This is a genomic window from Cupriavidus sp. GW823-FHT06D04 (genome assembly GCF_058795055.1).
In genome coordinates this window covers 33,690-56,844 of sequence record NZ_JBXAHL010000042.1, presented here as the reverse complement: position 1 = coordinate 56,844, position 23,155 = coordinate 33,690, and the positions used below count along the sequence as shown (strand labels likewise).

The following is a 23,155-nucleotide window of genomic DNA, read 5'->3' as shown; positions in this document are numbered from 1 at the left end:
TGCTCTCTTTGGATTCAGGCGAAGGTGGCGCCAGCGCCGATGTCACGCGCGCCGTCAAGGATGTGCGCGCCAATGCGCGCCTTGTGGAAGGCACGGTCGCCCCAGCTTCCCGCCAGGGCCCAGGCCCGCTTGGTGAAGATCTGCAGGTCCAGCTCCCAGGTGTAGCCCATTGCGCCATGCACCTGGATGGCCTGGCGCGCCGCGCTCCAGGCGCAGCGCGCGGCGGCCACGCGGGCGTGCGAGACATGCAGGCCCGCATCGGGCAGGCCATGCGCCAGCGCCGCGGCGGCGCGCAGCAGCACCGGCCGGGCGAATTCAAGCTGGATCGCCACGTCGGCCAGCAGGTGCTTGACCGCCTGGTAGGCGCCGATGGCCTTGCCGAACTGCTTGCGTTGCGCGCTGTAGTCGATCGCCAGGTCCAGCATGCGCTGGGTCAGGCCCAGCTGCTGCGCGGCCACGCCGAGCGCGCCGCGGTTCAGCGCGCTGTCCCACAGGCCACTGCCGGACGAAATCAGCCCGGTATCCGCGGCCGGCGTCCAGGCCAGCTCGAACAGACGGCGCGAAGGATCGAGCCCGGTGCGCGCCGTCAGCACGGCCTGGTCGGGCCGCAGCAGGTGCACGGCACCTTCGTGCGCGCACAGGATGGCGTCGGCCACATGGGCGTCAGCGACCAGCCGCTCTTGCGGATGCGCCACCGCCACGCGGGCATCGCCGGCGGCGATGCGCTCCAGCAGCGTGGCGCAGCGCTCGCGCGCCGAGGCGTTCGGCGCCGCCGCAAGCGCGTCACGCAGCAGCCCCGCCGCCACCAGCGCAGTGTCGAGCAAAGGCTCGGGCAGCGCAAAGTAGCCGCAGGCCTGCGCCAGCGGCGCCCATTCGACGTCCCCCAGCCCCAGTCCGCCCTGCTCCTGCGGCACCATCACCGCGGTCAGGCCCTGGTTGGCAAGCTGGCGCCACAGCGCGTCGGAGCGGCCGGACTCGGTGGCCCACAGCTCGCGCGTCAGCTCGGGCGTCATCTCGGTCATCAGGAAGCGCCGGATCGCCTCGGCAAACTGTTCTTGTTCTTCGGTCAATGCGAAATCCATGGTGTTTTCCCCGGGGTGCCGTCATGCGCGCGGCATGCCGAGCAGGCGCTCGGCGACGATGTTGCGCTGGATCTCGTTGGTGCCGGCATAGATCGGGCCGGCCTGCGAGAACAGGAAGCCGTCCAGCCAGTGGCCGAGCGAACCCGGCGGCTGGCCGTCGGGCGCGACCTCTGCCGCCTGCCCCAGGATGGCCAGCGCGGTATCGTGCATATGGATGTCCAGCTCGGACCAGAACACCTTGTTCGTGCTCGACTCCGCGCCGATATGGCCGCCGCGCACCAGGCGGCTCGCGGTGGCGTAGGTGGACAGCGTGTAGGCCTCGGCGTCCATCCAGGCGCGCAGCACTGCCTCGCGCAGCGAGGGGTCGCGGTCCGCCGCCTCGCGGTTGGCCTGGTACAGCCTGACCAGCGCGCGTGCGGTTTCCTGGAAGCGCGCCGGCGAGCGCAGCATCAGGCCGCGCTCGAAGCCGGCGGTGGCCATGGCCACCTGCCAGCCGGCGCCTTCGGCGGCCAGGCGGTTTTCCACCGGCACGCGCACGTCGTCGAAGAAGATCTCGGCAAAGCCGGTCTGGCCGTTGAGCTGGCGGATCGGGCGCACGGTGATGCCGGGCGTGTCCAGCGGCATCAGGATGAAGGTCAGGCCATGGTGTCGCGTCGAGGCCGGGTCGGTGCGGAACAGGCCGAACAGCCAGTCCGCCCACACCGCCCGCGTCGACCAGATCTTCTGGCCGTTGATCACATAGTCATCGCCCTGCCGGATCGCGCTGCAGCGGATCGCGGCCATGTCCGAGCCTGCGTTCGGCTCGGACCAGCCCTGCGCCCAGACATGCTCGCCCGAGGCCATGCGCGGCAGGAAGCGCGCCTTCTGCGCCTCGGTGCCGAATTCCATCAGCGTGGGCCCGAGCAGGAAGATGCCGTTCTGGTTGACGCGCATCGGCGCGCCGGCACGCCAGTACTCTTCCTCGAAGATCAGCCACTCGATCAGGTCGCAGCCGCGCCCGCCCAGTTCGGCCGGCCACGTGACCATGCTCCAGCGGCCCTGGTTGAGCGTGGCTTCCCAGGCGCGGTGCTGGGCGAAGCCCGCTTCGGTATCGAAGCTCGCCAGCGGCGTGCGCGGCACGTGCGCGGCCATCCAGTCGCGCACCTCGGCGCGGAAGGCGCGCTGGGCGTCGGTGTATTCAAGCTGCATCGCGCTCCCCCTGCGCAAAGCGGGCTTCGCGGCCTTCGACGAAGGCGGCACGCGCCTCGCCGGAATCGGCGCTCATATAGGCCTGCAGCGTGAAACCCTGTTCCCAGCGGTACTTGTCCTCCAGGTTGCCGTCTTCCACGCCATTGAGCGCTTCCTTGGCCAGCTGCAGCATGGCCGGGCTCTTGGCGGCGATCTGGCGGGCCAGCGTCATGGCGGCGTCGCGCAACTCGCTGCGCGGCACCACGCGCTCGACCGCGCCCAGCCGGTACGCCTCGGCGGCATCGATCATCTCGCCCGTGAAGTACATCGCCCTGACCTTCTGCACGCCGAACATGCGCTGCAGGTGGGCGCCGCCACCCATGGCACCGCGGTCGATCTCCGGCACGCCAAAGCGCGCGCAATCCGCGGCCACGATGATGTCGGCCGCGCCGCAGATGCCGATGCCGCCGCCCAGCACGAAGCCGTGCACGGCCACGATGACCGGCTTGGGATTGCGGTGCACGGCGCGGAAGGTGGCGTAGTTGCCGGCGTTGACATCGACGATGCGCTGCGGGTGCGCGGCCAGCTCCTTGATGTCGACGCCGGCGCAGAAGCCGCGGCCTTCGCCGCGCAGCACGATCACGCGCACGGCGGGATCGGTGCCGAGTTGGTCGATCGCGGCGGCCAGCGCATGCCAGCCGGCGCTGTCGAGCGCATTGACGGGCGCATGGTCGATCACCAGTTCGGCGATGCCGTCGGCGGTGTCGATGCGGAACGGCCCGGTCTTTTTGTTCGTTTGCATGGTTTCCTCTGTCTGTGGGTCAGGCCGCTGCAGCCAGTGCGGCGCCAGCCAGCGCCGCAAGGCGCGCCTGCGCCTGCGCGGCCATGCCGGCCACGATCTGCTCGCAGGATTCGATGGCCCGGATCGCCGCGGCTGCCTGGCCGCTGGGCAGCACGCCTTCATCGGGGCATCCCTCCACCATGGCGCGCTGGATCAGCACCGGCGCGTTGGCGGCCATCAGGGTCTGGGCGGCGCTGTAGTCCTGCTCGCGCATCGCGCGCCAGGCGGTGGCCAGCATCTGCGCGCTGCGCATGCCGGTACGCGCCTGCCATTTGCGCGCGGCCGCCAGCGCCAGCCAGGTGCGCCGCAGCGGACCGGCCTTCTCCAGCGCCAGCAGCAGGTCGTTGTCGATCATTCGCTGCGGCAGGCCGTCAATGGCCAGCGATACGCGGATGCTGGCCGGGTCGCGCACCTTGACGTAGCGCTCCAGCGTTGGCGCCGGCACCGGCGATTCGGCCGACATCAGGAAGCGCGTGCCCATGGCCACGCCGGCCGCGCCGTAGGCCAGTGCCGCAGCCAGTCCGCGGCCGTCGAAGAAGCCGCCGGCGGCCACCACCGGCACGCTCACGCTGTCCAGCACCTGCGGCAGCAGCAGCGTCGTCGGCGTGCCGCCGGTATGGCCGCCGCCCTCGCCGCCCTGCACGGTGACCACGTCCGCGCCCAGTGCCACGGCCTTGGCCGCATGCTTGGCCGCGCCGACGGTCGGCATGCAGACCACCCCAGCCGCCTTGAGCTTGCCGATCATCTTCGCGTCCGGGCCGCGCCCGTAGCTGACGGCGCGCAAGCGATGGCGGATCGCCATCTCGATCACTTCATCCGCGTTGGGCTGGAACATGTGGAAGTTGATGCCGAAGGGCCGGTCGCTGAGCGCCTTCACGCGCAGGATCTCGCGCTCGACTTCGCCGGGCGGAATGGTGGCGCCGGCCAGGAAGCCGAAGGCCCCGGCATTGCCGCTGGCCGCCACCAGCTTCGCATCCGCCACCCAGCCCATCGCCGTCTGCACGATGGGGTAGCGGCAGCCCAGCAGGTCGCACAGCACGGTGTGCAGGCTCGCGGTGCTCATGCCTTGTCCTCGCCGCCGGTGCGTTGCGAAGCGGCCATGGCGCGCGCGTCATAGCCGCCGAGCTTGTCGCCGCTGACCAGTTCATTGTGCGCATGGGCGAAGTGGTGCCAGGCAAAGACGGCATCCATCGCGGTGCGCTTGCCCTGCAGGTCTTCCACATGGTTGACCGCCTGCTTGGTCAGCGTCAGGCCCAGCCGCGGCATCTGCGCGACCTTGGCGGCCATGCCGTAGACGGTGTCTTCCAGCGCGTCACGCGGCACCACGCGGTTGACCATGCCCATGCGCTCGGCGCGTTCGGCGCCCATGCGCTCGCCCAGGAACAGGAACTCCTTGGCGATGCGCGGATGCAGCTCGTAGGGATGCGCGAAGTATTCCACGCCGGGAATGCCCATGCGCACCACCGGATCGGCAAAGAAGGCATCGTCCGACGCCACGATCAGGTCGCACACCCACGCCAGCATCAACCCGCCGGCAATGCAGGCGCCATGCACCATGGCGATGGTCGGCTTGGGCAGTTCGCGCCAGCGCCGGCACATGCCCAGGTAGACCTCCTGCTCGCGGGCATAGAGGAACTCGCCGCCCGGCTTGTTGACATGGTCATACCAGAGCGAGGCACGCTCGAACGACACATTGATGTCGCGTCCCGGCGTGCCGATGTCGTGCCCGGCCGAAAAATGCTTGCCGGCCCCGCGCAGCACGATCACCTTGACCGCGTCGTCCGCGGCGGCGCGCCGGTAGGCCTCGTCCAGCGCGTAGGTCATCTTGGAGTTCTGCGCGTTGTGGAACTGCGGCCGGTTCATGGTCACGGTGGCAATGCCGTCCGCGACCTGGTAGAGCACCTCGGCATTGGGGCCAAGACTGATGGCTTCGAAAGCTGGCGTTGTCATGTCGGCCTCACACGCGTCCGGAAGGATTGCCGCGCACGATTGCCGCGCGCAGGTTGTGCGGATCAAGCTGGGCGATCAGCCGCAGCTCTTCCGGTGTCGGCGGCGCCGTCTCCGGCAGGGCCTCGCCGGGTGTATTCGCCAGCGCAAAGCCCGTGGCCGCCTGCACCTGGTCAAAGCTCGCGCCCGGGTGCAGCGAGCGCACGCGGATAGCATGGTCAGCCCCCCCGAAATCCATCACGCACAGGTCGGTGACGATCACGCGCAGGTCAACGAAGCTGCGCATGCCCTCCAACTGGCGGGCCGGGTTGTAGCCGGCACTGCAGACCATGTCGACTTCACCGGCGACGAACGCGCGCGTGCCGTGGGCCGGCACGAAGAAGGAATTGGCGTGGTGGATGCTGTTGCCGGGAAAGCCGCGTGCGCCCAGCAGCTGGGTCTTGGGCTGCGCATGCGTGCCGCCCAAGCAGGAAATATTGGTTTGGCCGAAGCGGTCGATCTGCGTCGGCATCACCAGCGCGTGGCGCCGCCCGCCCCACAGGCAGTCGAACACGCGCGAGTAGCCCATCCAGCCGCTGGCGCGCACCTTGTAGCCCGGCTCGCGCGGGCCCAGCGGCACCGGCGTTTCCACCAGGTAGGCCTCGCCGTCGGTCAGCAGCAGGCCCGGATTGTGCGCAAGCCGCGCCAGGCCGGCGGCGATGCGCGGGCCGGTGCCGATGCCGGTGGCCAGCACCTCGCCGTCGTCGCGCCATTCGCGGGCGGCGGCGGCAATCATCAGCTCGGCGCGGGTGAATTCATAAGTGGCGCTCACGGTCGCTCCTTGGGTTGGCGGGTTCAAAGTACCGGCAGCGGCAGGTCGTGCACATGGCCAAGGCCGCCGATGCGCTCCAGGTAGGCCGCTTCGCTCGCGCCCACCACCTCGTCGCGGTAGGCGCGGAAGCCGTCCTCGGCCTCGGCGCTGGCGCAGTACGCCTTCAGCGCGGGCAGGTCCCAGCCGTAGGCCGGCGCACAGGAAGTGGGATGGGCGCCGCCGGGCACGTGCACCACGCCGCTTACCAGCGAGCGCTCGAAGGCGTTGTTGCGCGCGCGCGCCAGGTCTTCATCCTCAAGGCGCGGGTGCAGCGTTTCGCAGCTCACATAGCAGCGGTGCGCGGCGCGTGCGAACCATTCATCGAAGAACGGATCGGGCCCGTCGATGCGGGTGTTGCCGAGCACATCGCTGTCGTTCACGTGCAACAGCGCGGCATCGAGCTTGATTGCCGGCATCGCCACCAGCACTTCGCCGTCGGCATAGGGCGAGCGCACCGTCTTCAGCTGGGGGTTCATGTCCAGCACGTCGGTGCCCAGCGCGGCGCGCGTCGGCAGGAACGGCAGGCGCGCGGCCGCCGCGCGCAGGCCCAACTGCAGCATGCCTTCATCCAGCTCCGTCACTTCCAGCACGCCGCGCTCGCGCGCCTGGCGGAAGTAGGGCTCGAGCGGAATCACGTCGAGCGAGACGAAGCCGAACACCAGCCGGCGCACCTTGCCGGCCGCGCACAGCATGCCCACCTCGGGGCCGCCGTAGGCGACCACGCTCAGGTCCTTCAGCGGCGAGCGCAGGATCTCGCGCACCAGCGCCATCGGCTTGCGGCGCGGGCCCCAGCCGCCGATGCCGATGGTCATGCCATCGGCGAGCCGGCCGACCACGTCGGCCGCGCTCATGGTCTTGTCGTTTGTCTTGGTCATGGTGTGTTTAGCGGTATCCGATGCTGAAGTCGTGTCCCCACAGGCTGACGCGCGTGGCCTCGTAGGCCGCGTGGTGGCTCCAGTCCACCACCAGGCCGCCGTGGCCGAATTCGAGGTCGAAGCCGCCGGGGGTCTTCATGTAGAAGGAAGTCATGCGGTCATTGCAGTGCTGGCCCAGCGTGGCCGAGAGCGTCACGCCGTGCTGCTGCACGCGGTCCAGCGCGCGGCCCACCTCGGCCATGTCGGGGACCTCGGCCATCACGTGGATGCAGCCGGATTCCGACGGCATCTCGAAGATCGCCAGACTGTGGTGGCGGGCGTTGCCGCAATGCAGGAAGTGGATGCGCTTTTCCGGTTCGGCCGGGTCGTTGGTAAAGCGCACGCGGAAGATGTCGGACAGGCCGAAACCCATCACCTCGCACAGGAAGGCATAGGTCTCGTCGAAGGCCGGCGCGGGCAGGACCGCATGGCCCGCCCCCATCGGGTCCGTGATGAAGCGCGGCACGCCCAGCGGCGAGACAAAGCGCAGGAAGTCCGAGCGCATGCCCCAGGAGATCTCATGGCGGTTGCCCGAGGGATCGGAAAACCAGGCCATGGCCTGCACGCGGCGCTGTGCCAGTTCCGCGGCGCTGGCGTGCACGACCTCCACCTTGGCCTGGCGCAGCGTGTCGAGCGCATGGCGGTAGGCCGACTCGTCGGCCAGCTCCCAGCCCGATGCCAGGTAGCGGTCACGCGCGCCCGGCACCACCAGGTAGCGGTAGTCGCGCTCGTCCATCTTCACGTACAGCGCACCGCCGGGGGCGCCGGAACAGGCCATGCCCAGCACCTGTTCGGCATAGTGCCGCCATTGCCCCAGGTCGGTGGACTCGACTACGATGTAGCCTAGCGCACGGATATCCAACATGCCGGTCTCCTCAGGTTCGTTGCCACTGTTGGCTGATGGGACCATTCTTCCGTGCGCTGCGGCCCGGCACATCGTCCAGTGGGACTAGCCGGTCCGGCGCGGGCGTCAGGCCGCCGCCGGGCGCACGAGGTACTGGCTGGTGGGAATCACGTCGATCTTGTCGAAGTCGATGAAGCGCTGGCAGCTTTCCATCATGGCCTGCAGGTTGCGCTGGAACTTGCCTTCGTCGCCGGCCGCGTCGAAGAACGCCTGCGGGTCGGTCATCGCCGCATCGGGGAAGCCCTCTTCGACAATGGCGTCGTAGTGCGGCGCGGCGTAGGTGACCGGCCGCACCACCACGTTCTGCACGTAGAGGAAGTTGTCCTGGGTCTCGACCGCCACTGGCGTGTGGTGGTTGTGCCAGATGTCCAGCCAGGCCTGCGGCGTAAGCCGGGGCGGCCGGGTAAGGAAGGCAAGCTGCGCGAAGCCGGGCGTGCGTTCGCCCGGCGCGGCCGGGAAACGTGTATTGCGGATGGGCTGGGACTCCGTCACAAGGTAGCCGGCCATGCGGCCCACGGCGGCCTCGATCGCCTGGTCGAACGGCTGCCGCAGGCAGTCGATGGCGCTGTCCATCCAGACCGAGACCAGCCCATCCATCTGCGGGCGGGTATTCGCCTGGCGCAGGCCCGCGGCCGGCAACACCGCGTCATCGGCCACGTTCACCTGCAGTCCGCGCGCGCCCAGCGCCAATAGCTTGTCCGCAAGCGTCGTGCGCAGCCGGCGCGCGAACTCCCCCGGCTCGGTCTGAGATTCGCGCCAGACGATATAGATGACTTTTTCCATGCTCCACGCTCCCTGGTACTGGTGCCGGCCGGGGCCGGACAGGTTGATGCGTGCGCAGAACAGGACCGGGCGTGGACAGCACGCGCCGCTGCGTCCGTCTGAGGTGCCGTCCGTGTGCCGCGCCCGCTTGTCGGATGCATGCTAGGGGCGCGGATGGCGGGTCTCATCCTCCATTCGGACTAGGAGGACCGATCATCGGGCCATAAGGGCATTACGCGCGTCCTGGAACACGCGTGCGTGGATCAAGCCATGGCGCTCAGCCGAGCGTCACGACGCTGCTCAGCAGCATGCGCACCAGCGTGGCCTGCCGCGTGACCCCGGTCTTGGAGAAAATCGCGCGCAGGTGGGCGCGCGCCGTGTTCTTGCTGGTGCCCAGCGCCTCGGCGGCTTCGTCAAGCGTCATGCCGTCGGCAAGCACCAGTGCCAGTGCGGTCTCGGCGGGCGTGAGGTCGAACAGCTTGCGCACCACCTCGTGCGAGGCGCGCGACTTGCGCTCGGGATCGCGGATAAAGACAGCGCAGGCCGGGCGATGCCGGTGGTCTTCCGACCATTCGCTGAGCGGAATGGTGCGGATCAGCACGCCCAGCTTGCCGCGCCCCGAGGGGCGGGTGATCGACATGGCTTCGGCCAGCGCCGGCGCGCTGCCGTGGTGCCCCATCTGGGCGCGGCGCAGCAGGTACTGGAACTTGCGGCTTTCCTGTGCGTAGGCGATCTCGAAGTTGCCGCCATTGAGGCGGATGCCGTCGTTCTCCGCCAGGATCTCATCGGCTTCCGCATTTTTCTTCAGGATTGCGCCGGCTGCGTCGAGGATGACCATGCCCACCAGCATGCGGTCGATCGCGCCCGCATAGAGGCTGCGCTCCGATTCGACCACATCCAGCCTGGAATGCAGCCGGACCGCGCGCCTCAGGTGCGGCAGGATGGTGGCGCAGGCCGCCTTGTCCACCTCGGAGAAGTCCTGCGCGTCGTGCTGGCGGCAGACGCGCAGCCGGCACTCGACCCCGTCTTCGGTGCGGATGTCCGCGCCCAGCAGGTAGCGCACGCCAAGCGGCTGCAGGAACTGCCGGTAGATCTCGCTGCGGCACCAGTTGCCGGGGCCCATCGCTTCGTCGACCGTCACGGCCCGGTCGGTAGGCAGGTTGATAAAGGGATCGATGGCGTAGTAGTAGGTGTTGTACGACGCCTCGGCCTCCAGCGAAGTGCCGTGCTGCGACGCGTGCACCGCGATGCCACTGCGGTCGCTCGCGGGCGAGCGCAGGATGAAGCTCACATAGCTGGCACCAAGTTGCTTGCGCAGCATTTCCAGCGCGCGGCCCCAGGGCACGGGTTCCATCGGCCCTTCATAGACCGCCGCCAGCAGCGCGCTGAAATGCGGCAGGCTCAGTCCGGACTGCGCAAACCAGGGCGACGCCACCCCTTGCGCCTCAACGGTCGCCATCAACATTGTCTGTCTCCTGTTTCCACACCCCATGCGTGGACTGACCGGTGCTCTGCGGCACCTGGGCAGCGCAGATTATAGGGAGGCTGCCTGCCGATGTCCGTCACGCGGCGCTCTTGTTTGCCCTGGTTCGCGCCATCTAAGTGTTTTCCCTGACCTGCAATCGGACGATGCCCATCGCGCCTGCCGCCGATCAAATGGCCGCACACCACAGTGCAACCGAAGGAGAACGACTCAGATGGATTTCACCGACAAGACCGTGCTGGTCACCGGCGGCGGCGCCGGCATCGGGCTCGCCGCCGCGCAAGCCTTCCTGGAACAGGGTGCGCGCGTGGCGCTGATCGAGATCGACGAACAGCGCGCCGAGCAGGCCCGGGAGTTGCTGAACAAGCCCGGCACGGAAATGCTGGTGGTACAGGGCGATGCCACCGATGCCGGCATCGTGCGCGAACTGGCTGCGCAGGTCGAACAGCGTTTCGGAGTGCTGGACGTGCTGGTCAACAACGTCGGCGATTTCCTGCGCATCGCCAAGCCGTTCGAGCTCTATGCCGACGACGAGATCGCCAGCCTCTACGCCGCCAACCTGGGCCACGTCTTCACCGTCACGCGCGCCATGCTGCCACTGCTGCGGCGCAGTGCTGCCGGCAGCATCGTCACGGTGTCGTCGATCGAGGCCTTCCGCGGCATTCCGTACTGCAGCGTCTACGGCGCCTTCAAGGCTGCCATCACCGGCTTCACGCAGAGCCTGGCGTTGGAGCTGGCGCCGGCGGGCATCCGCGTCAACCTGATCGCCCCCGAGACCACCGAAACGCCGCAGGTTCCGGTGTCGCAGATGGTCGCGGCGGAACACCAGCACCATATCCCGCGCTGGATTCCGCTGGGCCGCTTCGGCACGCCGCGCGACATTGCCGACGGCATCCTGTTCCTGGCCAGCCCGCGCGCGGCCTGGATCACCGGCACGGCGCTGCATGTCAATGGCGGCGCGCTGGCCGCGGCCGGCTGGTATCGCGACCCCAAGGGCGCGTGGACCAACATGCCGGTCATCGCCGGCAACGGCATGAACCTCTGATGGCCGCGCACCGCGGCCACACCACCCCACCAAGGAGACAAGCATGAAGATACTGATCGTCGGCGGCACCGGCATGATCGGGGGCCACGCGGCCCTGCACCTGCGCAGCCGCGGGCACGAGGTCACCATCGCGGGGCGCAACCGCCCCGCGGCTGGCACGGCGCTGGGCGGGCTGGACTTCCTGCGCTGCGACTACATCGCCAACGACGTGCCGGCCGCGCAGCTCGGCGCCTTCGACGCGCTGGTCTTCGCCGCCGGCAACGACGTGCGCCACGTGCCGCCTGGCGGCGACGAAGCCGCACACTGGGAACGCGCCAACATCGAGGGCGTGCCGCGTTTCCTGCGCGCGGCGCGCGCTGCCGGGATCCGGGTCGCCGTCTACGTCGGCAGCTTCTACCCGCAGGCGCAGCCGCAGCTGGCCGAGGACAACGCCTATATCCGCTCGCGCAAGCTGGCCGATGAAGGCGTGCGCGCGCTGGCCACCGATGCCTTCCGCGTGAGCAGCGTGAACGCGCCATTCGTCGTGGGCACGGTGCCGGGCCTGATGGTCCCGATGTTCAAGGCCTATACCGACTACGCCCGCGGCAACTTTGCGCCGATGCCGGATTTCGCGCCGCCCGGCGGCGTCAATTTCATCTCGGCCACTTCGCTCTCGGAAGCGATCGAAGGCGCGCTGTTGCGCGGTGAAAACGGCAAGGCTTACCTGGTAGGTGACGAGAACCTGTCGTTCCAGGATTATTTCGGCGCCTTCTTCCGCGACGCGGGCCGCCCGGTGCCGCCTGTCATCGACCAGGAGCACCCGTTGCTGCCGGACTCGGCCATCTGCTTCGGCAGGGGCAACACCCTCTACTACGAGCCGGATGCGGCCGAGACCGCCCTGCTCGGCTATCGGCGCCGCGACATCCTGCGCACGGTCGGCGAGATCGTGGCGCAGTACAGCTAGCTCGGCGCTGCGGCGGCCTGCTTGCGCCGGCCGCCGCAGCGGCTCTTACAGCCCCGAGATCAACTGCGCGTTATCGATGCGCAATTCGGCGCCATTGATAAAGCGCGACGCGTCCGAAGCCAGGAACAGGACTAGGTTGGCCACATCCTCCGGCTGGCACATGCGTGCCATCGGGTCGGTGCCGATGCCGAGCGCGGCCGGATCCAGGTCCGGCACCAGCGCCTGCGTCATCGGCGTCCAGACGCCATCGGGATGGATCGAGTTGCAGCGGATCCGGTAGCCGCTTTGCTTGCAGTGCACGGCGACGCTGCGCGTCAGCGCGGTAACGGCGCCCTTGGCGCCGCTGTATGCGCACATCATCGGCAGCCCGCCCAGCGCCGCCACCGACGACATCACCACGATGGAGCCCCCGGCGGGGTTGCCCTTCATTGCCTGCACACCGAACCTGCAGCCCAGGAAATAGCCGTCGGCATTGACGCGCATGACCTGCCGCCAGCTGTCGAGCGAGGTTTCCTCGATCGACCCGAGCGGACAGATGGCCGCATTGTTGACCAGCACGTCGAGCCGGCCGAAGCGGTCCTGTGTGGCGGCCATGGCCTTGCGCCAGTCCTCTTCGCTGGCAATGTCGTGGCGCACGAACATGGCCGCATCCCCGATCTCGCGGGCCAGTGCCTGCCCGGCCTCCTGGTTGACATCGCTGATGACCACGCGCGCGCCTTCGGCCGCCAGCAGCAGCGCGTCGGCGCGCCCTACCCCGCTGGCCGCGCCGGTGACCAGCGCAACCTTGTCCCTGACTTGATTCATTGCTTATCTCCTTGGGTTGCCGGCTTCAGCCGGCTTCGGGAATCCTGCCGGCTAGCACGGCCTGCAGCGCGGCTTCGCCATACACCGCCGCCACGGTTTCATCGAGGATGGGATTGCCGCGCAGCTCGCTGCCGCCGTCCACGGCGATGCTCTGTCCGGTCACCCAGCCCGATTCCGGCCCCGCCAGGTAGCGCACCGCGCTGGCAATGTCGTCCGGTTCGCCGGCGCGGCCCAGCGGCATCTGCGCGACGAACTTGTCGAGGATGGCCGGGTTGTCGAACATCGGTCCGGTCGCGCCGGAGCGGGTGAGCCCCGGCCGCACCGCATTGACGCGGATGCCGCATCCCGCCAGCTCCTCGGCCGCGGCGCGCACGAACGCTTCCAGCCCCGCCTTGGCGGCGCAGTATGCCGACAGCCAGCGGCAGGTCATGCGCGCCGCGTTCGACGAGATACAGACGATCGCGCCGCCACGCGGTGCCATCAGCGGCGACGCGTGGCGCACCGCCAGGAACGCGCTGGCGATGTTCAGCTCCAGCTCCGCCATCAGCGAGGCCGCGTCATGCATCAGCAGCGGACGGAAACCGCCGCCGCCAACGGTCGCGACCACGATGTCGAGGCACCGCTCCAGCTCCCAGGCCTGCTGCAGCGCGGCCTGCACGTCATCCTCGCGGCAAGCGTCGCCGACGCTGATTGCCACGGTGGCGCCGGCCACCTGCGCGCGCAGGCTGCGCCGTGCCGCCTCCAGCGCTTCGCGCCGCCGCCCCATGAGGACCACCGCCGCGCCGTCGCGCAGCAGCGCCAGCGCGCTGGCCGCGCCGATGCCGCCGGCGCCGCCGGTGACGAGGGCCGTCTTGCCTTCCAGTACACGGGTCGTCATCATGCCCCCCGCAGCGGCAGGTCCTGCGTCCAGTCCACCAACAGCTCGCGCGCGGCAATGCGCCACTGGCCGTCGCGCCGCACGAAGCGGTCCTGGTAGCGGATGCCCCAGTCCAGCTTGCGCGGCACGCAGTCCTGCTCGTACAGGTGGTTGGCCACGCAATAGGTCTCGCCGGTCGCGGTATCGCCATCGACTTCGACCAGTTGCTGGTGCACGTGATGCTGCGTGGCGCTGTACTGCCCGAGCGATGCCATGCCGTCAGCAATCGCCTGCGGTCCGTCCATGCGGAAGCCCGGCCCGCTCAGCCATGCGTCCGCCGTGAACAGCGCTGCTAGTTTCGGGAAATCGCGCCGGTCCACCGCCTGCGCATAGCGGCAGGTCAGGGCATGGATGGCTTCTTTGCACTCCAGTTCGGACATGGCCAGTCTCACTCCTTGTTGTGACCGCCAGCGCCGCGATACGCCGCGCGGGCAGTCGTTGGGATGGGGACTATCGTCGGTCTTGCCGGGCCGGGGGCCATCGTCCGCGTGGAGTATCCGGACCGGGTACCGAGTAGTCCGAACGAAGGATGTAACGACGCCGCGCCCGCCCCAAGCTTCGATGACATCAATGACACAGGAGACACACATGAAGCAGGCGGAACAGGCCATCGTCGCCGTCATCACGGGCGGCTCGCGCGGTGCCGGCAAGGGCATCGCGCTGGCGCTCGGCGCGGCAGGCGCTACGGTGTACGTGACCGGACGCACCGAGCAGGAAGGCAGCGCGCCGCTGCCCGGCACCATCCACGCCACGGCGCGCGAGATCGATGCGCTGGGCGGGCGCGGCATCGCGGTCGCGTGCGACCATCGCGACGATGCGCAGGTGGCGCGCCTGTTCGGGCGTGTGGGCGAGGAATCCGGTCGGATCGACATCCTGGTCAACAATGCGACCTTCCTGCACGACGAGCTCATCATGCCGGGGCCGTTCTGGCAGAAGCCGCTGGAGATGGCCGGCATCCTCGACGTGGGCCTGCGCTCAGGCTACGTCGCCAGCTGGCATGCCGCGCCCATCATGGCCGCGCAGGGCCGCGGGCTGATCGTGTTCACCTCGTCATTCGGCGCCAACTGCTATATGCACGGTCCGGCCTATGGGGCGCAAAAAGCGGGCATCGACAAGTTCGCGCACGACATGGCGGTCGACCTGCGGCCCTGCGGCGTCGCGGCGGTGTCGCTGTGGATGGGGCCACTGCGCACGGCCCGCACGCTGCGGGTATGGGAGAAGCATCCGGACAAGTACGCGGGCTTCGCGCCGGTGGCGGAGACGCCGGAGTTCACGGGCCGCATTATCGATGCGCTGTATCGCGATCCCGCGTTGATGGACAAATCCGGCCGCGTGCTGATCGGCGCCGAGGCGGCGCTGGCCTATGGCATCGTCGATGCCGAAGGGGTGCAGCCGCCGTCGTACCGGCAGGCACTGGGCGGGCCGCCACCGGTGCATCCGGCGATTGTGGAATAGGAATTGGGCGCGCGCGAGCGTTGGAACTTGCCACCACCTCTTGCATGCGCTCCCCTCTCCCGCAAGCGGGAGAGGGGAGCAAACAAGCGCGGCCCTCCTACCCTCCCTGCGACAACAACCCCGTCGTGAACCCCGTCGACCGGATCAGCCAGGCACCATCAACCCGCACATACTCATCCGCATAGCGCCCGGTCAGGAAGGTACGCGAACCACTGGCATCATCCAGCGCCAGGTAGGCCAGATCCCAGCTACCCTGCGCCGTGTTGTCATCCAGCACACGGATATCCGCCTGCCCCGCAAAATGCATCTCCCGCAACGTCGGCCGGCACGCCAGCTCCGCAAAGCACTGCACCAGCGCCTCGCGGCCGGCAAAGCTGCCGATCCGGTCATAGTGGATATGCGCGTTGTCCGGCACGAAGCAGGCACGCATCGCGTCCGGGTCCTTGTCATCGCAAGCGCGCAGGTAGCGTAGCTTGAGCGCGCGGATCGCCTCCGCGGCTTCAAGCCGCGCGACGCGGTCGGCAATGGCAGCAATGTCGGTCATGATCGGTTCCTTGTTCATCAGGCTTCGCGCAACTGGTACTTCAGCACCTTGCCTGCCGCGCTGACCGGCAGCGACGTCACGAACAGCACCTCGCGCGGCACCTTGTAGTTGGCCATGTGCCGGCGCGCCCAGGCGATCAGGGTTTCGGCGTCCACGCGCGCGCCGTGGCGCAGCACCACGTAGGCACGCCCCACTTCACCCAGCCGCTCGTGCGGCATGCCCACCACCGCCACCTGGGCCACGGCCGGATGCGCCACCAGCAGCTTCTCCACCTCCGCCGGGTAGCAGTTGAAGCCGCCCACGATAAACATGTCCTTGATGCGGTCGGTGATGCGCAGGTAGCCGCGCGCATCGAGCGTGCCGACATCGCCGGTATGCAGCCAGCCGTCGCTGTCGATAGCTTCGGCGGTGGCTTCGGGCAGGCCGAAGTAGCCCTGCATCACGTTGTAGCCCCGCACCAGCACCTCGCCCGGCTCGCCGGTGGCGACCGGCTGCCCCTGCCCGTCAATGCAGCGGATCTCGATGCCCCGCATGGCGCGGCCGGAGGTGGCAGCGACGGTTTCGGCGTCGTCGCCGGCGCGGGTCAGCGTGGCAAAGCCGCACGACTCGGTCAGGCCGTAGCCGGTGATGATGGTGTCGAAGCCCAGTTCGTCGCGCATGCGCTGGATCAGCGCGGGCGCAATCGCCGAGGCGCCGGTCACCGCGACACGCAGTGATGACAGGTCGAACTCACGCAGGCGCGGCGCGTTGAGCAGGGTCTGGTAGAGCGTCGGCGGCCCGGGCAGCACCGTGATGCGTTCGTTCTCCACGCGCGTCATCACGGCCTCGGCGTCGAACACCAGGTGGGGCAGCACCGTGGCCCCGCGCGACAGCGCGGCGAGCCATCCGGCCTTGTAGCCGAAGGTATGGAAGAACGGATTGACGATCAGGTAGCGGTCGCCCGGCCGCACCCCGGTGATGGCGGCCCAGCCGTCGACGGCGCGCAGGTTCTGCGCGTGGGCGGTCATCACGCCCTTGGGGCGCCCGGTGGTGCCCGAGGTGAACATGATGTCCATCAGCGTGTCGCCGCGCACGCCTTCCTCGCGCTTGGCGAACGCCGCCATGTCCGCCTGTGGCGCCAGCGCGAGGAAGGCCTCCCATGCCAGCTCGTCGGGGCCCGGCGCCCGGCCCTGCCCGGGGCGCAGGATCACCAGCCGTTCCAGCGTGGCGGGGCGGTGCGGCGCCAGCATCTGCGGATAGCTTTCGCCGAGGAAACCGTCGACGCAGAACAGCAGGCGCGCGCCGCTGTCGGCCAGCACGGCACCGGCTTCGGCCCCCTTCATGCGCGTGTTGAGCGGCACCAGCGCCGCGCCTATGCTGTGCGTGGCCAGCGCAGCGATGATCCATTCGGAGAAGTTTGGCGCCCAGACGGCAACGCGGTCGCAGGGCTGCACGCCCAGCGCCATCAGCGCCCTGGCCGCCTGTATCCGGCTGGCGTCGAGCGCGGCGTAGGTGAGGCGCAGCCCGTCTTCCTGGATGGCGATGCGCTCGCCGTGGCGCCTGGCCGCGCGCCGCACCAGCTCGGGAATGGTCGCGGCAATGTCGTCGTTGGCGACGGCGAGGTCGAGGCCGGCCGGTGCCGCAATGGCGTCGATGATGTCAGATGGGGTCATGTCAATCCGGGAACTTCAGGTGGATTTCGCCGCTGGACGGGCGGGCCTGGCAAGCCAGGGTCCAGCCCGCCTCCAGGTCGGCGCGGTCGAGCACATGGTTCTCGCCGAGCGTCACGTCGCCCTGCGTCACCTGGCACATGCAGGCGCCGCACAGCCCGGCGCGGCAGGAGTTGGGCGCGGCCACGCCGGCGCGCTGCAGCGCGTCGAGCACGGTTTCGTCCGGCGCCACGCTGACATGGTGGGTCTCGCCGTCGAGCTGCACGGTCAGTGCGGCACCGCGCATCGCGGGCGCGGGGGACGCCGGGGGGGTGTCCCCCGCGCTGGCGGCCCCGCTTGCCGGCGCCTTTGCCACCGGCACATCGGGCAAGGACACGAAGCGCTCCACATGCAGCTGCCCGCGCGGCACGCCCAGTGCTTGCAGCGCGGCCTGGGCGCCGTCCATGAACGGGCCGGGTCCGCAGACAAAGCACTGTGCCACACTCCACGGCCGCACCAGTTCCTCGATCTGGCGCTGCGTCGGCGGCCCCTGCACGCTGTCGAGCCAGTGGATCACGAGCATCCGGCCTGGGTGGCTGCGCGCCAGTTCGGCAAGCGCCTCGCGGAAGATGATGGAGCGTTCGTCGCGGTTGGCATAGACCAGCGTGACCGCGCCGCGCCCGTGGCGCAGCGCCGCCTTGGCGATCGACAGCACCGGGGTGATGCCGCTGCCGCCGGCCAGCAGCAGGAAATCGCCATGCAGCGCAGGCGGGGTGAACACCCCGGCGGGCGGCATCACCTCGACCGTATCGCCCGCGCCCAGATGGTCGCAGATCCAGTTGGACACGCGCCCGCTCTGCACGCGCTTGATCGTCACGCGCAGGGCGTTGTCCACCTCAGGCGTGCTCGACAGCGAATAGCAGCGCTGCAGCGGCACGCCGTCCACGGGCACGCGCAGGGTCAGGAACTGCCCGGGACGGTAGGCAAACGCATCGCGCAGGCCGTCCGGCAGCGCGAATACCAGCGAATGCGCCTGGTCCGTTTCCGTGACGACTTCGGCGATCTGCAGCCGGTGGAATTGCACTGGCGCCATGATGTCCTTCTCTTGCTCGGGGCGGGGTCAGGCCACGCCCATGATGGTCTGCGCGTTGTCGATGCGCAGTTCCGCACCGTTGATAAAGCGCGATTCGTCGGAGGCCAGGAACAGCACCAGGTTGGCCACGTCGCGCGGATGGCACATGCGCTGCATCGGCTCGGCGCCGCCCACCTCCTCCGGCAGGGCCGTGGCACCGCCCGGCAGGAAGGCCGCGGTCATCGGCGTGAGGATGCCGTCCGGGTGGATCGAGTTGCAGCGGATCCGGTAGCCGCTCTGCTTGCAGTGTCCCGCCACCGCGCGCGTCAGCGCGGCCACCGCGCCCTTGCTGGCGCTGTAGGCGCAGAACGCACCCATGCCGCCCAGCGCCGCCACCGACGACATATTGACGATGCTGCCGCCGCCCGCCTTCATCGCGGCCACGCCGTACTTGCAGCCGAGGAAGTAGCCGTCGGCATTGATGCGCATCACGCGCTGCCATTGCTCCAGCGTGGCGTCCTCGACCGAACCCAGCATCAGGATGGCGGCATTGTTGACCAGCACGCTGGGCGCGCCGAATTGCTTTTCGGTGCGCGCCATCACCTGCTGCCAGCCCGCTTCGCTGGCGATGTCATGCGGCACGAACAGCGCGGTCTCGCCGATCTCGCGCGCCAGGGCATGGCCCGCTTCCTCGTTGAGGTCGGTCAGCACCACGCGCGCGCCTTCGCGCGCCAGCAGCAGTGCGTCTTCCTTGCCGACGCCGCTGGCGGCCCCGGTGATGATGGCGATCTTTCCTTCAGTACGTTGGCTCATGGGTAGTCTCCTCGTTGGTGTGTGCCTGCCGGTCGCCGGCAGGCTGTCGTGTCAGGTGGCGGCCCGCGTTGCGCCCCGACCAGATGCAGTCGGCAAGCGACAGGCCGCTTACGTAATGGTTGGATGCGATGCCGACGGCAGTACGGCCCACGGCATAAAGCCCTGGAATGGGTGCCCCGCCAGCGGCAGCCAATACACGGCCGCTGGACTCTTCCACTGACAAGCCGCCCAGCGTGATGGCAGGACACGGAAAGACGCGGCTGTTGGCCGAGATGTCGATGGCAAGCCACGGCCCGGTTTCGAGCGACGCGCACATCGGCGCCGACTTGCCGGCCGGATCGGGGATCTCGCCGCGGGCCGCGGCGTTATAGGCATCGACAGTGGCCCGCAGCGCCGCGCCGGGCATGCCCAGTTTGCTGGCAAGCGCCTCGAGGCTGGCGGCGCGCCGCGACCCCGCCAACATCAGCAGCGCCGCGGGCAAGGCCTGGAAGGCCCACAGCCGGCCGCCCAGGCATTCGCGCAGAGCGGCGCGCGCCAGTTCGCGGTTCAGGACCAGCCAGGCCCGCCCGCCGTGCCGTTCGCAGATGGCGTGACCAAGGGTGGCGCCGTAGGTTTCCTCGTTGCCGATGCGCGCACCCTGCGCATCGACCACGCAGCCGCGCGCCCAGTCGAACGGCGGATTGATGAAGCGCCATGCCGAGACCCGCTCCAGGTGCCGCGTGGCCGCGCCCGCCGACTCGCCGAGGCGGATGCCGCTGCCGTCGCAGCCGGTCGCGCCAAGGCGCCAGGTCTGCAGATACTTGCCGGCGTGGCGCGCCACCATGGCGCGGTTGAAGATAAAGCCCCCGGCGGCCAGCACCACCGCGCCGGTGCGCACCGCAACCGGGCGCGCATGGCGCAGTTCCAGTTGCAGCACGCGCTCGCGCAGCAGGTCGGCCAGCGCAGGCGCTGCGTTGTGCAGGCGCTCGGCCAGGCGCGCCAGGCGGGCGTGGCGCTTCTGGTGGCGGCCCGGCGGCAGCTGCCACAGCTCGATGCCGACGACCGCGCCGTCCTGGTCGAGAATCAGCCGCCGTGCCGCGGTCTGGCGCATCACCGTCACCTCCGGCCGGGCCTGCACGGCGGCGCGCAGCACGCCATACAGCATGCGGCCGGACATGCCGGGGCCTTTCACGCGGTGGCCGCGCGGCGCGGGCGCGGCATGCTGCGCATACCCGGTAACCGCTTCGTTGCCGGAGTAGTAGAGGTAATAGGGCTGCGCCGGATACGAGGTCTTGCGCGGCGGCACGGTGGCGGCAAAGCGCACGCCCAGGCCTTCCAGCCAGCCGATCATCTCGCGGCTGCGCTGGCAGAACGCCTGCAGCGTGGCATCGCTGACGACCCCGCCCGTCTCCTGGCGCAGGTAGTCCGCCATCGCCTGCGGTGTATCGGCATAGCCCGCGGCGGACTGGTAGCGCGTGCCGCCGCCGGCGTAGACCACCCCGCCGCTCCTGGCGCTGGCGCCTCCGCCTTCGAAGCGTTCCGCAACGATCACGCGCGCGCCGCCATGCGCGGCTTCCAGCGCGGCGCAGGCCCCGGCAGCGCCGAAGCCCACCACCACGGCATCGCAGGCGGCCTGCCACGGGTGTGCGGCCGGATCGTCCAGGCGCAGCGGCGCGTGGACCGGCGTGGCGGAATCGGTCGGAGGGTACATGCTGGCTTGCGCTCCCGGTTTAGGCCGAACACAGTGCGCCAAGCGGCGCGGACGTGGTATAGGCACCGTCGACATAGACCAGCGGCGACACCTCGCCAGCCAGCTTTACCTCGCGCAGTCGTCCGATGAAGACTGCGTGCGTGCCGTAGTCGAAGCGGCCATCCTGCTGGCACACCAGATTCGCCTGCGCGTCGCGCAGGCACGGCACGCCAAGCAGGTCGTCCTCCCACTCGCCACTGGTGAAGCGTTCCTCGCCCTTGAGCCGGCCGCTGCAATCCACCGCGATATCGCGGTGGTCGGCTGCCAGCAGGTTGATGCAGAAGTCCGCGCCGGCGTCCAGCGGCGGGTAGATCGACGAATTGCGGTTGATGCAGATCAGCAGCGAAGGCGGGTCCGCGGACAGCGAATCGACCGCGGTCACGGACATCGAATAGCGGCGCTCGCCATGGCGGCAGCTGATCACCGCCACCGAGCGCGCCATGCGGCGCATCGCCATCAGCATGTCATCGCGCAGCGCGGTGCTGGGTTCGAGGTTGGCGCTCATAAGGCCTCCTGTACGGTTTGAGCATGGGGCGCGGCGGCAGGCTGGCGCGCGTTCTGGGAGAGCACGTCGGCAGCAATAAAGCCGAAGGTCATGGCCGGGCCCAGGGTGGAGCCCGCGCCGGGATAGCTGGTGCCCATCATCGAGGCACTGGTATTGCCGATGGCGAAGAGCCCGGCAATGGCGGTGCCGTCGTCGCGCAGCACGCGCGCGCTGGCGTCCGTCACCAGGCCGCCCTTGGTGCCGATGTCGCCGGCATCGAGCCGCACGGCGTAGAACGGCGCCTTGCCGATCGGCGCCAGGCACGGGTTGGGCTGCACTGCCGGGTCGCTGTAGTAGGTATCGAACAGGTTGTCGCCCTTGCCGAACTCCTCGTCCACGCCGGTGGCCGCGTAGCGGTTCATGCGCGCCACGCTGTCGGCCAGGCCGCCGGCATCGACACCGATCCGCTGCGCCAGCTGTGCCAGCGAGTCGGCGCGCACCAGGATGCCGGACAGGCTTGCCGGAATGCTGCGGTCCGGCATGACCGAGCCGGGCAGGATCGGCCCGCACGGGTATTTGTGGCGGAAGGTGGCGTCGAACACCATCCACGCCGGCACGCTGCTGCCGGTCTTCTCGTGGTCGCGGTACATGGCGGGCACGAACTCGGAATACGGCGCGGCCTCGTTGACGAAGCGCCGGCCCTGCCCGTTCACCACCAGGCAGCCGGGCATGGCGCGCTCGATAAAGAGCGCGCGCTGCTTTTCCTCGCCCTGCACATGCACGGTGGGTGCGCCCCAGACGTGGGACATCAGCGCCACGCCGGCGCCGGCGGCCTGGGCGGCGCGGATGCCGTCGCCGGTGTTGTTGGGCGGCGTCGCGCTCCAGGCGGCCTGGGTCGGTTGCGGCAGGTACTGTTCGCGCATGGCCTGGTTGCGCTCGAAGCCGCCGGCGGCCAGGATCACGCCGCGCAGCGCGCGGATCTCCACCACGCGCCCGTCCTGCACCGCGCGCACGCCGCGGACGGTGCCGTCCTCGACGATCAGGTCCTGCAGCGCGGTATCGAGCCACAGCGGGATCGCGCGGTCCATCATGGCCCGCCGCAGGCCACCGACCAGGCTGTTGCCGAGCGTGAGCCGGCGGTCGCGCCGGGTCTTGCGGCGCCAGCCCAGGTCGAGCCAGTAGCGGGAAAACTGGCGCGCCGCCAGGCCCAGCCAGCCGGGCGCGCGGCACAGCAGCGCATGCGCCTCGGCCGAGGTCACGGCCACGCGCCCGCCCACCAGCGTGCCTGGCGACGGCGGCCGCAGCCGCGAGAATTCCTCGCGCAGCTGCGCGCCGTCGAACGGCATCGGGTCGAGCGCGCGGTAACCCGGCATCGCACCCGGAACCTTCTGGAAGTAGTCCGCGTAGCGCGGCAGCGTGTAGTAGCGCACGCCGGCCTGCTGCTCCAGGTACTGGAGCATGCGGGGCGCCTGCTCAAGATAGGCGCGCACGCGCTGCGGATCGCCGTGCTCGCCGGCGCACGCCAGGATGTATTCCAGCGCCGTGGCGTAGTCGTCGCGCCCACCTGCCGGCGCGATATGGTGGTTGAGCGGAATCCAGATGCCGCCGCCGGACACCGCCGAGGTGCCGCCGTACTGGCTGCTCTTTTCCAGCACCACCACCGACAGTCCGCGGTCCGCGGCGCGGCAGGCGGCCAGCATGCCGCCGGCGCCCGAGCCGACCACCACCACGTCAAACTCGCTGGGCTGCATGCGCGCTCTGCTCTGGCTCAT

Annotated in this window: 23 protein-coding genes; 3 read left to right on the top strand and 20 right to left on the bottom strand. The window is 69.5% G+C overall.

The window, feature by feature from the left end; genetic code table 11:
* Positions 1-14: 14 nt before the first annotated feature.
* The 10 genes from AC1Q7H_RS33650 to AC1Q7H_RS33605 form a co-directional block, all read right to left on the bottom strand.
* Positions 15-1,082: an acyl-CoA dehydrogenase family protein gene (locus tag AC1Q7H_RS33650; protein WP_492382199.1), complete on the bottom strand. Its 1,068-nt coding sequence runs from the start codon at positions 1,080-1,082 to the stop codon at positions 15-17.
* 21 nt (positions 1,083-1,103) lie between these two features.
* On the bottom strand, positions 1,104-2,270 hold the full coding sequence (locus tag AC1Q7H_RS33645) for an acyl-CoA dehydrogenase family protein (protein ID WP_013952302.1): 1,167 nt from the start codon (positions 2,268-2,270) through the stop codon (positions 1,104-1,106).
* Positions 2,260-3,051 carry an enoyl-CoA hydratase family protein gene (locus tag AC1Q7H_RS33640; RefSeq protein WP_013952301.1) on the bottom strand — a complete coding sequence of 264 codons (792 nt, stop codon included), beginning with the start codon at positions 3,049-3,051 and terminating at the stop codon, positions 2,260-2,262. The genes AC1Q7H_RS33645 and AC1Q7H_RS33640 overlap by 11 nt, the downstream gene beginning before the upstream one ends.
* A 19-nt stretch (positions 3,052-3,070) precedes the next feature.
* The gene (locus tag AC1Q7H_RS33635; RefSeq protein ID WP_013952300.1) at positions 3,071-4,153 is read right to left on the bottom strand and encodes an NAD(P)H-dependent flavin oxidoreductase; all 1,083 of its coding nucleotides are present in this window, start codon (positions 4,151-4,153) and stop codon (positions 3,071-3,073) included.
* Positions 4,150-5,040, bottom strand: coding sequence for an enoyl-CoA hydratase (locus tag AC1Q7H_RS33630; RefSeq protein WP_013952299.1), 891 nt, complete (start codon positions 5,038-5,040; stop codon positions 4,150-4,152). Before AC1Q7H_RS33630 ends, AC1Q7H_RS33635 begins: the two co-directional genes overlap by 4 nt.
* 7 nt (positions 5,041-5,047) lie before the next feature.
* Complete coding sequence (locus tag AC1Q7H_RS33625) at positions 5,048-5,848, bottom strand: CoA-transferase subunit beta (protein ID WP_013952298.1); 801 nt, start codon at positions 5,846-5,848, stop codon at positions 5,048-5,050.
* A 23-nt stretch (positions 5,849-5,871) separates the two neighbouring features.
* Positions 5,872-6,762 (bottom strand): CoA transferase subunit A, encoded by an 891-nt coding sequence (locus AC1Q7H_RS33620; RefSeq protein ID WP_492382198.1) that lies wholly within the window; start codon positions 6,760-6,762, stop codon positions 5,872-5,874.
* A gap of 7 nt (positions 6,763-6,769) precedes the next feature.
* Complete coding sequence (locus tag AC1Q7H_RS33615; RefSeq protein WP_013952296.1) at positions 6,770-7,666, bottom strand: VOC family protein; 897 nt, start codon at positions 7,664-7,666, stop codon at positions 6,770-6,772.
* Between the two features lie 105 nt (positions 7,667-7,771).
* Positions 7,772-8,488, bottom strand: a complete 717-nt coding sequence (locus AC1Q7H_RS33610; protein ID WP_013952295.1) for an EthD domain-containing protein — start codon at positions 8,486-8,488, stop codon at positions 7,772-7,774.
* A 256-nt stretch (positions 8,489-8,744) separates the two neighbouring features.
* On the bottom strand, positions 8,745-9,932 hold the full coding sequence (locus tag AC1Q7H_RS33605; RefSeq protein ID WP_013952294.1) for a helix-turn-helix transcriptional regulator: 1,188 nt from the start codon (positions 9,930-9,932) through the stop codon (positions 8,745-8,747).
* Between the two features lie 232 nt (positions 9,933-10,164).
* On the opposite strand from AC1Q7H_RS33605, the gene AC1Q7H_RS33600 reads away from it, so the two are divergent.
* Together AC1Q7H_RS33600 and AC1Q7H_RS33595 are read left to right on the top strand one after the other, a co-directional pair.
* Positions 10,165-10,995 carry an SDR family NAD(P)-dependent oxidoreductase gene (locus AC1Q7H_RS33600; protein WP_492378311.1) on the top strand — a complete coding sequence of 277 codons (831 nt, stop codon included), beginning with the start codon at positions 10,165-10,167 and terminating at the stop codon, positions 10,993-10,995.
* A gap of 43 nt (positions 10,996-11,038) precedes the next feature.
* Positions 11,039-11,938: an NAD-dependent epimerase/dehydratase family protein gene (locus AC1Q7H_RS33595; protein ID WP_013952292.1), complete on the top strand. Its 900-nt coding sequence runs from the start codon at positions 11,039-11,041 to the stop codon at positions 11,936-11,938.
* A 45-nt stretch (positions 11,939-11,983) separates the two neighbouring features.
* On the opposite strand, the gene AC1Q7H_RS33590 is transcribed toward AC1Q7H_RS33595, so the two are convergent.
* Genes AC1Q7H_RS33590 through AC1Q7H_RS33580 form a run of 3 tightly spaced genes read right to left on the bottom strand, consistent with a single transcriptional unit; the run spans position 11,984 to position 14,038 of the window.
* Positions 11,984-12,742, bottom strand: coding sequence for an SDR family oxidoreductase (locus AC1Q7H_RS33590; protein WP_153953835.1), 759 nt, complete (start codon positions 12,740-12,742; stop codon positions 11,984-11,986).
* A 25-nt stretch (positions 12,743-12,767) separates the two neighbouring features.
* The gene (locus AC1Q7H_RS33585; protein ID WP_371827368.1) at positions 12,768-13,622 is read right to left on the bottom strand and encodes an SDR family NAD(P)-dependent oxidoreductase; all 855 of its coding nucleotides are present in this window, start codon (positions 13,620-13,622) and stop codon (positions 12,768-12,770) included.
* Positions 13,619-14,038, bottom strand: a complete 420-nt coding sequence (locus AC1Q7H_RS33580; protein WP_013952288.1) for a nuclear transport factor 2 family protein — start codon at positions 14,036-14,038, stop codon at positions 13,619-13,621. The genes AC1Q7H_RS33585 and AC1Q7H_RS33580 overlap by 4 nt, the downstream gene beginning before the upstream one ends.
* Positions 14,039-14,246: 208 nt before the next feature.
* Between AC1Q7H_RS33580 and AC1Q7H_RS33575 the strand changes: the two genes are divergently transcribed.
* Positions 14,247-15,113: an SDR family NAD(P)-dependent oxidoreductase gene (locus tag AC1Q7H_RS33575; protein ID WP_211979694.1), complete on the top strand. Its 867-nt coding sequence runs from the start codon at positions 14,247-14,249 to the stop codon at positions 15,111-15,113.
* 97 nt (positions 15,114-15,210) lie between these two features.
* Here the strand turns inward: AC1Q7H_RS33575 and AC1Q7H_RS33570 are convergent, their stop codons facing one another.
* The 7 genes from AC1Q7H_RS33570 to AC1Q7H_RS33540 are packed head-to-tail and all read right to left on the bottom strand — an operon-like array spanning position 15,211 to position 23,155.
* Positions 15,211-15,675: a nuclear transport factor 2 family protein gene (locus AC1Q7H_RS33570; protein ID WP_013952287.1), complete on the bottom strand. Its 465-nt coding sequence runs from the start codon at positions 15,673-15,675 to the stop codon at positions 15,211-15,213.
* Positions 15,675-17,309 (bottom strand): FadD3 family acyl-CoA ligase, encoded by a 1,635-nt coding sequence (locus AC1Q7H_RS33565; RefSeq protein WP_492382197.1) that lies wholly within the window; start codon positions 17,307-17,309, stop codon positions 15,675-15,677. The genes AC1Q7H_RS33570 and AC1Q7H_RS33565 overlap by 1 nt, the downstream gene beginning before the upstream one ends.
* Before the next feature lies 1 nt (position 17,310).
* The gene (locus tag AC1Q7H_RS33560) at positions 17,311-18,378 is read right to left on the bottom strand and encodes a ferredoxin--NADP reductase (RefSeq protein ID WP_211979692.1); all 1,068 of its coding nucleotides are present in this window, start codon (positions 18,376-18,378) and stop codon (positions 17,311-17,313) included.
* A gap of 27 nt (positions 18,379-18,405) precedes the next feature.
* Positions 18,406-19,170 carry an SDR family oxidoreductase gene (locus tag AC1Q7H_RS33555; protein WP_211979691.1) on the bottom strand — a complete coding sequence of 255 codons (765 nt, stop codon included), beginning with the start codon at positions 19,168-19,170 and terminating at the stop codon, positions 18,406-18,408.
* Positions 19,154-20,860 (bottom strand): FAD-binding protein, encoded by a 1,707-nt coding sequence (locus tag AC1Q7H_RS33550; RefSeq protein ID WP_211979690.1) that lies wholly within the window; start codon positions 20,858-20,860, stop codon positions 19,154-19,156. Before AC1Q7H_RS33550 ends, AC1Q7H_RS33555 begins: the two co-directional genes overlap by 17 nt.
* Positions 20,861-20,879: 19 nt before the next feature.
* Positions 20,880-21,404, bottom strand: coding sequence for a flavin reductase family protein (locus tag AC1Q7H_RS33545; RefSeq protein ID WP_013952282.1), 525 nt, complete (start codon positions 21,402-21,404; stop codon positions 20,880-20,882).
* Positions 21,401-23,155, bottom strand: a complete 1,755-nt coding sequence (locus tag AC1Q7H_RS33540; protein ID WP_013952281.1) for an FAD-dependent oxidoreductase — start codon at positions 23,153-23,155, stop codon at positions 21,401-21,403. Before AC1Q7H_RS33540 ends, AC1Q7H_RS33545 begins: the two co-directional genes overlap by 4 nt.